Origin of the sequence: Enterovibrio norvegicus FF-33 (assembly GCF_000286835.2) — a bacterium.
Classification (GTDB): domain Bacteria; phylum Pseudomonadota; class Gammaproteobacteria; order Enterobacterales; family Vibrionaceae; genus Enterovibrio; species Enterovibrio norvegicus_A.
The window spans coordinates 66,089-80,175 of record NZ_AJYD02000038.1 but is presented as its reverse complement, the minus strand read 5'-3'; the positions used below and the strand labels follow the sequence as shown (position 1 = coordinate 80,175).

16 protein-coding genes are annotated in these 14,087 nt (G+C 46.1%); 13 read left to right on the top strand and 3 right to left on the bottom strand.

The window, feature by feature from the left end:
• Position 1 precedes the first annotated feature (1 nt).
• From ccoO to ttcA, 10 genes are all read left to right on the top strand, one after another.
• Positions 2 to 613 carry a cytochrome-c oxidase, cbb3-type subunit II gene (gene ccoO, locus A1OO_RS08825; protein WP_016962133.1) on the top strand — a complete coding sequence of 204 codons (612 nt, stop codon included), beginning with the start codon at positions 2 to 4 and terminating at the stop codon, positions 611 to 613.
• A gap of 9 nt (positions 614 to 622) precedes the next feature.
• Positions 623 to 796, top strand: a complete 174-nt coding sequence (locus A1OO_RS08820; protein ID WP_016962132.1) for a CcoQ/FixQ family Cbb3-type cytochrome c oxidase assembly chaperone — start codon at positions 623 to 625, stop codon at positions 794 to 796.
• Positions 793 to 1,761 carry a cytochrome-c oxidase, cbb3-type subunit III gene (gene ccoP / locus A1OO_RS08815; RefSeq protein ID WP_017002752.1) on the top strand — a complete coding sequence of 323 codons (969 nt, stop codon included), beginning with the start codon at positions 793 to 795 and terminating at the stop codon, positions 1,759 to 1,761. Before A1OO_RS08820 ends, ccoP begins: the two co-directional genes overlap by 4 nt.
• A gap of 77 nt (positions 1,762 to 1,838) precedes the next feature.
• Positions 1,839 to 2,330, top strand: coding sequence for a FixH family protein (locus A1OO_RS08810; RefSeq protein ID WP_016962130.1), 492 nt, complete (start codon positions 1,839 to 1,841; stop codon positions 2,328 to 2,330).
• Positions 2,327 to 4,720: a heavy metal translocating P-type ATPase gene (locus A1OO_RS08805; protein ID WP_017002751.1), complete on the top strand. Its 2,394-nt coding sequence runs from the start codon at positions 2,327 to 2,329 to the stop codon at positions 4,718 to 4,720. The genes A1OO_RS08810 and A1OO_RS08805 overlap by 4 nt, the downstream gene beginning before the upstream one ends.
• Positions 4,721 to 4,722: 2 nt before the next feature.
• Positions 4,723 to 4,923 carry a cbb3-type cytochrome oxidase assembly protein CcoS gene (gene ccoS, locus A1OO_RS08800; RefSeq protein ID WP_017002750.1) on the top strand — a complete coding sequence of 67 codons (201 nt, stop codon included), beginning with the start codon at positions 4,723 to 4,725 and terminating at the stop codon, positions 4,921 to 4,923.
• Complete coding sequence (locus A1OO_RS08795; RefSeq protein ID WP_017002749.1) at positions 4,923 to 5,594, top strand: sulfite exporter TauE/SafE family protein; 672 nt, start codon at positions 4,923 to 4,925, stop codon at positions 5,592 to 5,594. The genes ccoS and A1OO_RS08795 overlap by 1 nt, the downstream gene beginning before the upstream one ends.
• Before the next feature lie 66 nt (positions 5,595 to 5,660).
• Positions 5,661 to 6,404: an FNR family transcription factor gene (locus A1OO_RS08790; protein ID WP_026023781.1), complete on the top strand. Its 744-nt coding sequence runs from the start codon at positions 5,661 to 5,663 to the stop codon at positions 6,402 to 6,404.
• 141 nt (positions 6,405 to 6,545) lie between these two features.
• A complete protein-coding gene (gene uspE, locus A1OO_RS08785) occupies positions 6,546 to 7,496 on the top strand; it encodes a universal stress protein UspE (RefSeq protein WP_016962125.1) in 951 nt (316 codons plus the stop codon).
• Positions 7,497 to 7,685: 189 nt separating this feature from the next.
• Complete coding sequence (gene ttcA / locus A1OO_RS08775; protein ID WP_026023780.1) at positions 7,686 to 8,618, top strand: tRNA 2-thiocytidine(32) synthetase TtcA; 933 nt, start codon at positions 7,686 to 7,688, stop codon at positions 8,616 to 8,618.
• A 76-nt stretch (positions 8,619 to 8,694) separates the two neighbouring features.
• Here ttcA and A1OO_RS08770 read toward each other — a convergent pair whose 3' ends face one another.
• From A1OO_RS08770 to A1OO_RS08760, 3 genes are read right to left on the bottom strand one after another with little or no spacing between them, the layout of a single operon-like run.
• Positions 8,695 to 9,339: a DUF2987 domain-containing protein gene (locus tag A1OO_RS08770; protein WP_017002746.1), complete on the bottom strand. Its 645-nt coding sequence runs from the start codon at positions 9,337 to 9,339 to the stop codon at positions 8,695 to 8,697.
• Positions 9,336 to 10,112 (bottom strand): glucosaminidase domain-containing protein, encoded by a 777-nt coding sequence (locus tag A1OO_RS08765; RefSeq protein WP_017002745.1) that lies wholly within the window; start codon positions 10,110 to 10,112, stop codon positions 9,336 to 9,338. The genes A1OO_RS08770 and A1OO_RS08765 overlap by 4 nt, the downstream gene beginning before the upstream one ends.
• Positions 10,113 to 10,922, bottom strand: a complete 810-nt coding sequence (locus A1OO_RS08760; RefSeq protein WP_016962120.1) for a hypothetical protein — start codon at positions 10,920 to 10,922, stop codon at positions 10,113 to 10,115.
• 360 nt (positions 10,923 to 11,282) lie between these two features.
• On the opposite strand from A1OO_RS08760, the gene potA reads away from it, so the two are divergent.
• The 3 genes from potA to potC are packed head-to-tail and all read left to right on the top strand — an operon-like array spanning position 11,283 to position 13,988.
• Complete coding sequence (gene potA / locus A1OO_RS08755; RefSeq protein WP_017002744.1) at positions 11,283 to 12,380, top strand: spermidine/putrescine ABC transporter ATP-binding protein PotA; 1,098 nt, start codon at positions 11,283 to 11,285, stop codon at positions 12,378 to 12,380.
• Entirely contained in the window at positions 12,367 to 13,221 is an 855-nt protein-coding gene (gene potB, locus A1OO_RS08750) for a spermidine/putrescine ABC transporter permease PotB (RefSeq protein WP_017002743.1), read from the top strand. The genes potA and potB overlap by 14 nt, the downstream gene beginning before the upstream one ends.
• The gene (potC, locus tag A1OO_RS08745; protein WP_016962117.1) at positions 13,218 to 13,988 is read left to right on the top strand and encodes a spermidine/putrescine ABC transporter permease PotC; all 771 of its coding nucleotides are present in this window, start codon (positions 13,218 to 13,220) and stop codon (positions 13,986 to 13,988) included. Before potB ends, potC begins: the two co-directional genes overlap by 4 nt.
• The last annotated feature ends 99 nt before the right edge of the window (positions 13,989 to 14,087 follow it).

Here is a 14,087-nt window from a genome sequence, read left to right as displayed (position 1 = left end):
AATGAGTTCTAGTCGTCATGAAATTGTAGAGAAGAACGTTGGTCTTTTTGCAATCTTAACGATCATTGCGATCAGCTTGGGTGCATTGGTGGAAATAACCCCTCTACTGTACCAAAAGCAAACCACTGAACCTGTCGACAACCTGCGCCCTTACACGGCTCTGGAAATGGAAGGTCGTGATATCTACATCCGAGAAGGTTGTAACGTTTGTCACAGCCAAATGATCCGTCCATTCCGTGCCGAAACAGAGCGCTATGGGCACTACTCTGTTGCTGGTGAAAGCGTTTGGGAGCATCCATTCCTGTGGGGCTCTAAGCGTACTGGTCCTGATTTGGCGCGTGTTGGCGAACGTTACTCTGACGAGTGGCATCGCGTTCACCTAATCAACCCACGTGCGGTTGTGCCTGAATCAAACATGCCAGGTTTCCCTTGGTTAGCTGAAAATGTGTTAACTGGGGATCTGACAGAGAAAAAACTGACGGTTTTCCGAGACATGTTTGGCGTGCCATACACGGATGAGCAAATAGCGAACGCGCAAGCTGACGTTCAAGGAAAAACAGAGATGGATGCGTTGATTGCGTATCTACAATCTCTCGGCCATGCAATGAAGTAAGGGACTGTTATGGAAATTGTATCGTTCCACAGTATCTGGACACTTGTGATTTTTGTGTGCTTCATTGTGATTGCGCTTTGGGCGTACAGCGGTCGTCGTAAAACGGAATTTGACGAAGCTGCAAACCTTGTCTTCGCTGACGAGGAAAAAGGACTTAAAAAGACAGGAGAAGATAACAAATGACAACATTTTGGAGTCTATTCATCACTGTCATTGTCGTCGCGACGCTAATTGGTTGTGCTGCACTGGTTATATGGTGCAGTAAAGACCTAAAAGGTATTGCTGACGGTGAGGATATGGGACACGAATACGACGGTATTCGTGAGCTGAACAACCCGCTACCGAAATGGTGGTCCTATATGTTTTGGGCCACTATTGTGTTTGGCGTGGTTTACTTGGCTCTTTACCCAGGCTTAGGGAACTATAAGGGTTTGTTTGGTTGGCAGAGTTCTGCGCAGAATGTCAGTAACATCGAAGAATCTCGTGAGCTTTTGGCAAACAGCCAAGGGATTGACCAATACGCACGTGAGCTTAATGCAGCAAACGCCGTGTTTGGTGAAACATTCCGCAAGCTGGCTTACAAGCCGGGTACGGATGAGCTTCTCGACATCACTGAAATAGCGAAGAACCCAGAAGCCGTTAAAGTTGGCCAACGCCTATTCATTCAGAACTGTGCACAATGCCACGGCTCGGATGCTCGCGGTCAATCTGGCTTTCCTAACCTAACAGACAGTGCATGGCTGTATGGCGGGGAACCAGAAACCATTAAGGCCACCCTTCTGCACGGCCGCGTCGGTAACATGCCTGCATGGTTGGCGGCATTTGGCGAAGATGGCGTTTCTGAAGTTTCTGCCTATGCGTTGAGCCTTTCAGGTCGTAAGGTCAACGCTGAAGAAGCCGCGAAAGGTAAAGCACGCTTCGTTGTTTGTGCAGCTTGTCACGGCACTGACGGTAAAGGTAACCCAGCATTTGGTGCACCGGATCTAACAGACAATATTTGGTTGTTTGGTGGTTCACGTAAAGCCGTTGAAGACACTGTTCGATATGGCCGTCAAGGTGTGATGCCAGCTTGGAAAGACATTCTGGACGAAGATAAGATCCAGCTTCTTTCAGCTTATGTTTGGCAGCTAGGAAACCCGCAAAACTAATAATAAGTTGTCATTGTTAGGCCCCCGCTTGCGGGGGCTTTTTTACCCAAGAACATTCGTAAACACAGGAAAGCGATATGAACAAACCATGGTATAAGCAGTTTTGGCCTTGGTTCCTGATTGCCTTGCCCGGCAGCGTCGTCGTTGCGAGCTTATTCACTTTTACACTTTTCAGTAAAAATCAGGTTTCTCTCGTCGCCGAAGACTATTACAAAGAGGGAAAAGGGATTAATCAAGATCTCTCTCGCCTTCGCCAAGCAGATGCATTGTCACTGTCTGCACGCTTAACACTTTCCGATGACAACGCCATTGTTATCCTAGACAAAGGTGAGTTGGCTCAGTTCCCTACGATCAAAGTGACTTTTCAACACCGTACTCTCGCCGACAAAGATATTGAGAAAATGGTGAACTCAGACCAAAATGGTCGTTATCGTCTAGCTCTTGTAGAACCGCTGCAAGGGCCTTGGTATGTTGAAATCAATGCATTTGATGGTAGCTGGGCACTGAATGGCCGCGCTAACTTCCCATCTTCAGACCCAGTTAAGTTGTATGGTCAGAGCAAGGAATGACAAAAGATTGTTATCACTGTGGAGAGCCAGTGCTTACTGGCGACTCTTATAACGTAGAGATCCAGGGCGTAAACCGTACAATGTGTTGCCCGGGTTGTGAGGCTGTTGCCACCACCATCGTTGCTAACGGCCTAACCTCTTACTACGAATATCGCACCGCGCCAGCAGAAAAAGCCAACCTTATTCCTGACGAACTTCAATCTCTCAGCCTTTACGACAACGAAGACGTGCAGCAAGAGTTTGTCCGTCATGAAAACGGGATTGATGAAGTTGTACTCTCTGTCGATGGCGTCTCGTGTGCAGCGTGTGCTTGGTTGATCGAAAAACAAATTAGCACGCAAGACGGCGTCTCTCGCATTCAAGTCAATACAACAACAAATCGCGCCACGTTACGCTGGGATCCGTCCAAAGCAAAATTAAGCACCCTTCTGAGTAAAATTCATGCTTTAGGATACAAAGCCGCTCCGTTTGAAGCTGATAATCAAGAAGCACAATATCACCGCACCATGAAGCAATACCTCTACAAGCTAGGGGTTGCAGGATTGGCAACCATGCAGGTGATGATGTTGGCGATTGCCATGTACTTTGAAGTATTTGGCGACATGGACGAGTCATTTCGTAACTATTTTCGCTGGGTTAGCCTTATTTTTGCCACGCCAGTTCTGCTGTATTCCGCCATGCCTTTTTACATCAATGCTTGGCGCAATCTAAAAGCAAGAACGTTAGGCATGGATGTTCCTGTCTCCATCGCTTTGTTGTTTGCTTATTTTGCCAGTTTGTACGCAACAGTGACCGGCACAGGCGAAGTGTTTTTCGAATCTATCGCCATGTTTACTTTTTTCCTGCTGATAGGAAGGTTTCTTGAGATGCGTGCACGCAGAACAGCGGCAGCAGCCAGTGCAAACCTGCTTAAACTCATCCCGCGTTTGGCAACATTAGATTCTGGCGAACAAATCCCAGCAAAATCTCTCACCGTTGGCCATGTCGTTCGTGTTCTCCCCGGCGAACCCTTCCCTTCAGATGGTGTCATTGTTGAAGGTATTACCACCGTCGATGAGTCCATGCTTACGGGTGAATCCATGCCTGAGTCACGACAGCTTGGCGACAAAGTGTATGCTGGTACGCTTAACATTGACGGCAATGTGAATGTTGAAGTAACGGCGGAGAAAAAAGACTCTTTGATCGCTCATATCGTTCAGCTACAAGACGCAGCGCAACTCGCTAAACCGCGTGTCGCTGAAATTGCTGATATCGTTGCACGTTACTTTGTCGCCGTCATTTTGCTCATTTCTGCATTAACATGGTGGTATTGGCAAAGCCATCGCCCTGAAGATGCGTTTTGGATAATGTTGTCTGTGCTTGTCGCCACTTGTCCGTGTGCACTTTCTTTGGCAACACCAACTGCATTGACTTGTTCTACCTCTACATTCGGAAAGCTTGGGATTCTCCTTCGTCGAGGTCATGTGTTTGAAACCTTGACCAAGATTAATCGTGTGATTATCGATAAAACAGGCACCCTCACCGAGGGCAACGTCACTTTGGCTGACACAGCTGTTTATAGCGATATAGAGAAGAGTGAAGCATTAGCGATCGCAGCAGCCCTAGAGTCGTATGCGAATCACCCTATCGCCGATGCCTTTAAAAATATCAACGTGGCGTCTGGCGTGATACAGGTCGAAAACGTTATCGGCGAAGGCATTAAAGGCACTTATCAAACTCAGGAATGGCGCATTGGTAAGCCTGAGTTTGCCCTTTCTGATACGCGAGCAGCAGAAACATGCAATCATCAAATTTGGTTATCTTGCAGTGGCAAAAAGATAGCGTCATTTCAATTGGTCGACCCTATTCGCGAAAGTAGCCAAACCTTGATCAATAAATTCCACGAAGCGGGTATCGCTGTCACCATGTTAACTGGTGATAACTCAGCAACCGCGACATCCGTGGCAAATCAGCTCGGTATTGATGAGCTTGTATCAGGCGTATCACCTCAAGGTAAGCTCGATTACTTAAAATCACTCCCTGAAGATCAAATCACCATGATGATCGGGGATGGCGTTAACGATGCGCCTGTTCTGGCAGGGGCACATCTTTCTGTGGCTATGGGTGGCGGCACAGATGTAGCAAAAGCGTCTGCTGATATGGTTCTTCTCGGAGATGATTTGACTAAGCTGCTTGATGCTCGTCATCTTGCCGCGTTCACTCAAAAAATCATTCGTCAGAATCTCGCTTGGGCGTTAGGCTACAACCTTGTCATTCTTCCTCTTGCTGTGATGGGATTTGTCGCACCTTATGTGGCAGTGGCAGGCATGTCTGCAAGTTCTGTTATCGTTGTCACGAACTCTCTGCGCCTGTTCAAGAAAGACCTCATCGAAAGATTCAAGGACAAGTAGTTATGGAAAGCCTATATATTCTGATCCCTATCGCCATCATGCTTGTTTGTGTTGCTGTTGGCGTCTTCATTTGGGCGGTCAAATCCGAACAATTTGAAGATCTAGAACGTCAAGGCATGAATATTCTTCTTGATGACGATGAAAAGCTTACGCCAGAAACAAAAAACACATCAGCCACATCAGAGCGAAGTGAAAACAAGTAATGCCAATCTCTGATCTTGTTGCAGCGTTTATGGTTGGCATCTTGGGAGCCGGGCATTGTCTGAGCATGTGCGGTGGTGTAGCAGCCGCTGTTTCATTCGGCACACCAAACAGCCAGAATAAATTGCCTTACCTTCTTTTCTATAACGGCGGCAGACTTTTATCTTACGGTATCATTGGTGCAATTGGTGGCGGTCTTGTTTCTGGTGTTGTCGGTGTTAGTCACGTTAGCCAAAGTTTGATTTGGTTGCGACTAGCTGCCGCTATCATGATGATTTTACTTGCGCTGTACATTGGTCAATTCTGGAATGGGTTGTCTTACGTTGAGCGACTAGGCAAAGGTCTGTGGCGGCATATTTCTCCGCTAACATCAAAACTACTTCCTTTAAAATCACCCTTCGCGGCTTTACCATTTGGTATGGTTTGGGGATGGCTACCTTGCGGACTTGTCTATTCTGCGCTCAGTTGGGCGGCAGTATCAGGAAATGCGTTTCATGGTTTATTGATAATGCTCGCATTTGGCTTGGGTACCCTGCCCGCAATGCTATTTGTTGGCACCTCCGCAGAGTCATTAAAGAAGTTACTTAACAACATGATTTTTCGAAAGTTCTCATCATTAATACTGCTAATGTACGGAATAGTTACCGCTTATTCTGTATACAATCAGTTGTAGTAAGGGTCGATTTATCACGTGAAAGTGGTAAAATATTGACTCAAATCAATTTGGCTAAGCAGGCTCATGATTCAAGACAAAATAATGACTAAAAGAGTTCAATCAGGCGGATGCGCAATCCATTGTCAGGACTGCAGTATCAGTCAGCTCTGCATTCCTTTCACATTGAGTGAAAGTGAGCTAAATCAGCTTGACCAAATTATTGAACGTAAGAAGCCAATTCAAAAAGGACAGCCTCTGTTTCAAGCAGGTGATCCACTTCGTTCTTTGTATGCAATCCGTTCAGGTACGATCAAAAGCTATACCATCACCGAACAAGGTGATGAGCAAATTACTGCATTCCATCTTGCCGGTGATCTTGTTGGTTTTGACGCCATTAATCACATGTCCCATCCAAGTTTCGCTCAAGCACTTGAAACCTCAATGGTGTGCGAAATCCCGTTTGAAACCCTTGATGACCTTTCGGGCAAAATGCCTAAACTTCGCCAACAAATCATGCGTTTGATGAGTAGCGAGATCAAAGGCGATCAGGAAATGATTTTACTGTTGTCCAAGAAAAATGCCGAAGAACGCTTGGCTGCATTCTTACATAGCCTTTCTACGCGCTTCTCTCAGCGTGGTTTTTCAGCCAAAGAGTTTCGTTTGACCATGACACGTGGTGATATTGGCAATTATCTTGGTCTGACGGTGGAAACCATCAGCCGCTTGCTTGGTCGTTTCCAGAAAAGTGAAATGTTGAGCGTGAAGGGTAAGTACATTACCGTTCTTGATCATGATGAGCTAAGTCGCCTCGCAGGTGTCAGTAAGTAATCAATACTGACAAATTGACTGAATACGAAATGGCGCTATACGCGCCATTTCTCTTTTTTTACGTTTATCTTTCTGAATTTATCGCGCCATCCGCCTAGATTGCGTTACATTAAAGTAACGCATCAATAAGTTGGAGGTGTTATGAACAGATATACCAACTTGCTCGTGGCTATAGATCCCGACCACGAAGAACAGCCCGCACTCTCGCGTGCGCTGGACATCGCTAGAAAGTCTTCTGCGGATGTCAAAATTACACTCTTTCTTGCTATCTATGACTTTTCCTATGAAATGACCTCAATGCTGTCATCAGAAGAGCGTCAAGCCATGAGAACTGGCGTACTTCGTCAACGCGAAGAATGGGTGGCATCTTTGGTTGCCCAACATGACACGGAGAGCATTGACGTGACCACACATGTGGTCTGGCACAATCGACCTTACGAAAGCATGATTGCACAAGTTTTTGATAGCAAACATGACTTACTGGTTAAAACCACACACGAACACGATAAGTTAGGCTCCGTGATCTTTACGCCGACAGATTGGCACTTACTGCGTAAATGCCCTTGTCCTGTTTTACTGGTGAAAGAACATGCTTGGCCGGAATACGGAAAAATTCTTACCGCTGTTAATGTGTCTTCAGAGAACGAAACGCACATCCCTCTCAACGATAAGTTGATTGATGAAGCCAAAGCCATGGCTAAACTTCTCACCGCTGAGGTGAACCTTGTCAATGCCTACCCTGCTACACCTGTTAACGTCACCATTGAGTTACCCGAATTCGACCCAGCTTCTTATACCGATGCTGTTCGGGGTCATCATTTACTTGAAATGAAGGCATTGCGACAAAAGCACGGTATAGACGAGTCGCAAACCTTCTGCCAAGAAGGACTGCCAGAGGATGTTATCCCTGCCGTTTCGAAAGAACTCGATGCGGAACTGGTAATATTGGGTACAACAGGTCGTGTAGGGTTGTCTGCCATTTTTATTGGTAATACCGCAGAACACACGATTGATCAGCTAAATTGCGATGTTCTTGCCATCAAGCCAGATGGGTATGTCAGCCCGTTGGCACCAAACTTGTCTGAAGAATAGTGCTTTACTCACATGTGTACATAAGCGCCTGCGGGCGCTTTTCTTTTTTAATCATGCTGGCATCCTGCCCCGAAATCCGTATCATACGCGCCAAACCTTCGCATTGAGCATCGAGGGTCGGGCTTTTTGCCCACAGCGATTTTCCAGTCGCGGATTCGATGGCGTAGAGAAATTTCAGAGGCACTCAGTATTACCATGTCAAATCAAGAACTCACCAAATCACAAAAATACAACCAGAATAAGCTTAACAAACGTCTTCGCCGAAATGTGGGTCAAGCAATTGCTGACTTCAATATGATCGAAGAAGGCGACCGTATTATGGTTTGTCTTAGTGGTGGCAAAGACAGCTACACCATGCTCGAAATTCTGCAAAATTTGCAGAGAAGCGCACCGGTGTCATTTGAACTGATCGCGGTTAACCTCGATCAAAAACAACCGGGCTTCCCTGAGCATGTGTTACCAGAGTATCTTGATAATCTTGGCGTCGAATACAAGATAGTAGAAGAAGACACTTACGCGATCGTGAAAGACAAGGTACCGGAAGGTAAAACGACCTGTTCACTTTGTTCGCGTCTGCGTCGTGGCATTTTGTATCGTACGGCGAAGGAGATTGGCGCAACCAAGATTGCCCTTGGCCATCACCGTGACGACATTCTAGAAACCTTGTTCTTAAACATGTTCTATGGCGGTAAGCTAAAGGGCATGCCACCGAAATTGGTTTCTGACAACGGCGAACATGTGGTTATTCGCCCGCTGGCTTATTGCCGCGAAAAAGATATTGAGCGCTACGCGCAAACGGCAGAATTCCCAATTATTCCTTGTAACCTGTGCGGCTCACAGCCAAACATGCAACGCCAAGTGATCAAAGAGATGCTGCGTGATTGGGACCGACGCTTCCCAGGACGTATCGAAACCATGTTTACAGCAATGCAAAACGTGGTTCCTTCACATCTGGCTGACTTTGAATTATTTGATTTCAAAAATGTTGACCAACATTCAGGTGTCATTAACGGCGGCGATACCGCTTTTGATAAAGAGCAATTTACAGATGTTTCCCCATCACAAGACGATGTGATTGAAGTGGACCCTGCTTTGGCGCTCAACGTTGTTCAGGTTAGCTAATAGCTGATTCACACAAAGCTTAAATAACAAAGCCCGCTAACTGCGGGCTTTGTTGTATTTATTCGTTAAAAACAGATTAACTTTGCGGTATCCAAGGCGTCACTTTTATTGGTTGCTGGCTAAACAAAACGCGCTCGTCGTCTTGTAAATCTGCCAGTCGCACGACGGCCACTTTGCCTTCCATATCGATAATTCGGCCTTTACTGGTTTCCAGTGATGATTGCGGCTCTGCGAAGTGTAACGATACACCCTCTACGTCTGGCATAAACCATGACGAGAACATACCGCCTAAATCCTGCATCATTGCCGTCATCTGAGGCACAAGCACCCTAACGTCGTCTACTGACATCTCATTCTCAAAGGCATTCTTTGCCATCACTTGAAATGACACATCGCAAAACGCATCACCTGCAGTTTCGATGAATACATCAGGGTTTACTCTTCGCAAATTACTATCGATCGGCAAAGGGAGCTCTTGCGAAGCGGGAATGACAAACTCCTCGTAGTGCTTCTTTTTTGTCATCCAAGCTTTTGTGATAGTGCAAACCTCTCCCGTTTGAGGCTTCACCATAAAATAGCCCACTTTCACATCAGGGTGAGTATCACTATTGTTATGCTTGAGCTGAGTAAACAGCTTGCTGTAGCTAAATTCAATCTGCGCTGCGCCAACAGGCAGTGAAATTACAGCTGCCACAACAGCAGCCGTAAGTCCTTTGATCATCCTTGGCTCCAATATTCTTCGTTATATCGAATCATGCCTTGCACTTCTTCGACATATGCCTGACCGCGTTCTGAGTAGCTTTCTAATCCATTAGCCAGAGTAACTCCCGTGACCGGCTTGCCGTCTTTTCTAAGGTCAGCACGAATATCACGTAAAGACGCGTAAGCTTTATTACGGTTTACATTAAGAAAATAAGCACGGATGGATTGGAAAGTATCTTTAAACACGGCGACTTCATGTGTTTTACCTTGGCTACGTGCACTTGGCACCATGCCGCAGCCAGAAGTGTAACACCACTGTCCAAAGTAATTATTACCTTCACGAGCAAAGCGTGACGTACCCCACCCCGACTCCTTTGCCGCTTGGCTTAGCACGAGATCAGCCGGAATAATATCGACACGTTTTAACGCCTCTTTAAACCACGCTTGGTCAGGGCCATTTTCGGGTAAAGGTAAATTAAAGAGATCAGCGACCTTGGCAAGGAAAGCCTGATCATCTTGGTTAATACTTGCTGCGCCGGACAGGCTACTTAAACGTGTTCGTGCGTTTTCTATCAGGCCATTAATGTAAGTCACACCAGGCTTAAGGAATGCTACGAATGCCTTTTTCTTTTCTTCAACAATTTTGTAATCACCAAAATCAGGCTTCTGCACCATTTCTGGTGGTGGAGAAGCCGGTTGGAGTTGATTTAAGTTAGTGATTTGAGTTTGGGGGGCGTCGCTACACGCAGATATAAACAGAGCCGAAGCCAAAACAGCATGGGAAAGCTTCATTTATGCGTTGAAAACCTCTTTATTACCGTCTCCTGAAGAAGAATCATCATCCCCTTCTTGTGACACGGTCACTTCAATACCAACACCGAACATCTCGCGATACAGCACCCCTTTCACGTTAAACATAAACGGCAGTGCAAACAGTAACGCTATCCCGCCTGTCGCGTAAGAAAACACAAACAGAACGGCAATGACGATGTAAACCAAGGTCAATGGTATCAGTTTTTTTGTGATCGCTCTAAAAGAAACAATCATCGCAGTTAAAGGACGTAACCGTTTTTCGCATATCAGTAAAATCGTCATAGAAAACGCGATACCGAGAAAAATGCCAAGCAACGGGATGATTTGATTACCGACACTTTGCAGTGCTGAAATAAAGCACATGGCCATTGTGACGGCGAGTGCATACGCCATACCTTTAATGATGTGACGCGGCTTGGTTCGAAAACCAATAGCGTGGCTCAACCCCATCAAACTGGCACCGGCATACAAAGGTGCACTCAGCACCGTCGTTGCAAAGATGGCAATTCGACCTGAAGCCAAAAGATCCTCCGTCATCGGTTGTTTACCCAACAGGGCATCGAACAAGACTGCTGGGGAGTCCAGCATGATCGAAAGCGCAATGAAGAAGATGGCAACATTAGCCCCTGCCAGCAACAAGGTCGCGGGTAGGAATCGCCAAAAATGCTTTTGTGTTAATTTGAGTGCTTCCTGAACCACACTGGAAGCACTCAAGGTATAGTTTCCTGTCAGCGCATTTTCTAACGTGCCGCCAACATGGAGTGCGTTGCTCAATTGTTGTTTATTCATAGCAAAGTAACTTTTGTCTTTAGCCTAAGAAATTTCCGTCTTTATAAAGTTATAGGTGATATTTTTTCAACTCGTCTCAAAGTGATGTATTTTTAGGCAACGAATTAAAGCGCTATACTACTGGACGCCTGTTTCACGAAATTTCGCGATGGGCATCACATGCCGGAATTTGGTTGATGTTTCCGCACATCTCGGTTGTCACACAATTATTGGGCAGGATTTTGCCTCTAAAGTACAAAAAAACGCTTTAACTTCATGGTTTGCACGTCTATCATGCGCCGTCTACTTTTTAGGGGAATTTTTTCTAGCTAATCGCCCGTGGTGTAAGGAGAGAGAGTAGAATTGAACGCGACACAACCAATGAAAAAACCCGTTGTACAACTGAAGGGACTCTGTAAGAGTTTCGATGGTAAAGAGATCATTTCAAATTTTGATCTTGAGATAAACAACGGCGAGTTTTTGACAATCCTGGGTCCGTCCGGTTGTGGCAAGACCACAGTACTTCGTTTGATTGCTGGTCTTGAAGATGCAGACGATGGCCAAATTATCATTGACGACCAAGATGTGACTGCAATCCCCGCAGAGCAACGTCACGTCAATACCGTATTCCAAAGCTATGCGCTATTCCCTCACATGACTGTGTTCGAAAATGTCGCTTTCGGTCTGCGCATGCAGAAAGTTGCCGAAACTGAAATCGAACCGCGTGTCATGGAAGCGCTGCGCATGGTTCAACTTGAGAAATTCGCTCCTCGCAATCCTCATCAGCTGTCAGGCGGCCAACAACAACGCGTTGCGATTGCTCGTGCTGTTGTGAATAAGCCTAAAGTGCTTTTGCTTGACGAGTCCCTCTCGGCGCTGGATTACAAACTGCGTAAGCAAATGCAGAACGAGCTTAAACAGCTCCAGCGTAAATTGGGAATCACCTTCATTTTCGTGACTCACGATCAAGAAGAAGCATTATCGATGTCTGACCGCATTATCGTCATGCAATCAGGTGACGTAGTTCAAGATGGCACGCCTCGTGAAATCTACGAAGAACCTGCGAACTTGTTTGTCGCGCGCTTCATTGGCGAGATCAATGTATTTGACGCACACGTTATTGCACGCATTGATGAGCAACGCATTACGGCAACCGTAGAAGGTCAAGAATGTCAGGTCTACTGCAAACTTGATGTCGGTGCTGGTGACAAAGTTAAGGTTCTACTTCGCCCCGAAGATCTTCGTATTGAAGAAATCAGCGCAACAGAGTCCAGCAATGGCATTGTTGGTTATGTTCGTGAACGTAACTACAAAGGCATGACGTTGGATTCAGTGCTTGAACTTGAATCTGGCATGTCTGTCATGGTAAGTGAATTCTTCAACGAAGACGATCCTGATGTTGACCACTCATTAGATCAGAAAGTGGCGATTACCTGGGTTGAAAGCTGGGAAGTGGTACTGCCTGATGAAGAAGCTTAATCTCCAAAACGCCATTATTGGCGTCATTGTAGGTTGGTTGCTGCTGTTCGTATTAATTCCGAACCTGATGATTATCGTCACCAGTTTCCTGACTCGCGATGACGCAAACCTCATAGAGATGACTTTCACCTTGAGCAACTATGCCAAGTTGATGGATCCGCTCTATGCGAAAGTAGTTTGGCATTCCTTTTACATGGCAGCCATTGCTACCTCGCTATGCCTATTGATTGGGTATCCGTTCGCTTACATTATCGCGCGCATGCCTAAACATATGCGCCCGTTCATGTTGTTTATGGTGATCGTTCCGTTTTGGACGAACTCCCTAATCCGCACTTACGGTTTAAAAATCTTTTTGGGTACACGTGGCTTACTCAATGACGGCTTACTCACACTAGGCATAATTGAGAAACCGCTTCGCATCATGTACACCGAATATGCGGTCATGATTGGTTTGGTATATATCCTGCTACCTTTCATGATCCTGCCGTTGTATTCAAGCATTGAGAAGTTAGATAACAGCTACCTTGAAGCAGCGAAAGATCTAGGTGCCAGCAAATTTCAAGCGTTCGTTAAAGTTATTTTGCCACTGACCATGCCGGGTATTATTGCTGGTTGTCTATTGGTTCTGCTTCCTGCTCTTGGCATGTTCTATGTGTCAGACCTCCTTGGCGGCGCGAAGAACCTATTGATTGGTAATGTCATCAAGAGTCAGATCCTCAATGTTCGTGATTGGCCGTTTGGTTCAGCCGCGAGTATTTCTCTGACAGTATTGATGGGACTGATGCTGTTGGCCTACTGGCGTGTCAGCAAACTAATGAACAAGAAGGTGGAGCTGGAATGAATCGTTTCTTCAAAACCAGCTTTATGTCGCTGGTCTACGCGTTCTTGTACATTCCTATCGTCATTCTTATCGTTAACTCATTTAACGAAAGTAAGTTCGGTATCGAATGGAAAGGTTTTACGACCAAGTGGTATACCCAACTGCTAAGCAACGACAGCTTGGTACAGGCTGCAGGTAACTCACTGACTATTGCGGTATTTTCAGCAACGGCAGCGGCCATTATTGGTAGCCTGACCGCAGTTGCGCTGTATCGCTATCGTTTTCGTGGCAAAAAGTTCGTCAATGGCATGCTGTTTGTGGTCATGATGTCGCCTGATATTGTGATGGCGATTTCGCTACTGGCGCTATTTGTGTTGATCGGTGCGCAATTGGGCTTTCTTACCCTATTGCTGTCGCACATCACCTTTTGCTTACCATTTGTTGTGGTGACCGTATACAGCCGCTTAAATGGCTTTGACTTACGCATGCTTGAAGCAGCGAAAGATTTAGCAGCAAGTGAGTGGGTTATCCTGACCAAGATCATTCTGCCCCTTGCAGCCCCAGCGGTTGCAGCAGGTTGGTTATTAAGCTTTACCCTTTCATTGGATGATGTGATTGTCAGCTCGTTTGTCACTGGGCCAAGTTACGAAATCTTGCCGTTGAAGATTTATTCGATGGTCAAGGTAGGCGTATCGCCTGAAGTGAACGCACTCGCTACACTCATGCTTATCGTATCTCTCGTGCTGGTTATTTGCTCTCAGCTACTGGCACGCGACAAGGTGAGATAGTCGTCAAAGGGCAAGTGTCGGACCTCCTCTTACGCTTGCCCTGTCGATTTTCGCACTTTTCAGTCACGGGTGACGACGTACACCCGTTATTCTAACTAA

Excerpts from the sequence above, each read along its gene's own strand:
- potB (WP_017002743.1), top strand. The coding sequence starts at position 12,367 with ATGAAGAAGCTTAATCTCCAAAACGCCATTATTGGCGTCATTGTAGGT.
- ccoS (WP_017002750.1), top strand. The coding sequence starts at position 4,723 with ATGGAAAGCCTATATATTCTGATCCCTATCGCCATCATGCTTGTTTGT.
- A1OO_RS08820 (WP_016962132.1), top strand. The coding sequence starts at position 623 with ATGGAAATTGTATCGTTCCACAGTATCTGGACACTTGTGATTTTTGTG.
- ccoO (WP_016962133.1), top strand. The coding sequence starts at position 2 with ATGAGTTCTAGTCGTCATGAAATTGTAGAGAAGAACGTTGGTCTTTTT.
- potA (WP_017002744.1), top strand. The coding sequence starts at position 11,283 with ATGAAAAAACCCGTTGTACAACTGAAGGGACTCTGTAAGAGTTTCGAT.
- A1OO_RS08795 (WP_017002749.1), top strand. The coding sequence starts at position 4,923 with ATGCCAATCTCTGATCTTGTTGCAGCGTTTATGGTTGGCATCTTGGGA.
- ccoP (WP_017002752.1), top strand. The coding sequence starts at position 793 with ATGACAACATTTTGGAGTCTATTCATCACTGTCATTGTCGTCGCGACG.
- A1OO_RS08765 (WP_017002745.1), bottom strand. The coding sequence starts at position 10,112 with ATGAAGCTTTCCCATGCTGTTTTGGCTTCGGCTCTGTTTATATCTGCG.
- A1OO_RS08805 (WP_017002751.1), top strand. The coding sequence starts at position 2,327 with ATGACAAAAGATTGTTATCACTGTGGAGAGCCAGTGCTTACTGGCGAC.
- potC (WP_016962117.1), top strand. The coding sequence starts at position 13,218 with ATGAATCGTTTCTTCAAAACCAGCTTTATGTCGCTGGTCTACGCGTTC.
- A1OO_RS08770 (WP_017002746.1), bottom strand. The coding sequence starts at position 9,339 with ATGATCAAAGGACTTACGGCTGCTGTTGTGGCAGCTGTAATTTCACTG.
- uspE (WP_016962125.1), top strand. The coding sequence starts at position 6,546 with ATGAACAGATATACCAACTTGCTCGTGGCTATAGATCCCGACCACGAA.
- A1OO_RS08790 (WP_026023781.1), top strand. The coding sequence starts at position 5,661 with ATGATTCAAGACAAAATAATGACTAAAAGAGTTCAATCAGGCGGATGC.
- A1OO_RS08760 (WP_016962120.1), bottom strand. The coding sequence starts at position 10,922 with ATGAATAAACAACAATTGAGCAACGCACTCCATGTTGGCGGCACGTTA.
- A1OO_RS08810 (WP_016962130.1), top strand. The coding sequence starts at position 1,839 with ATGAACAAACCATGGTATAAGCAGTTTTGGCCTTGGTTCCTGATTGCC.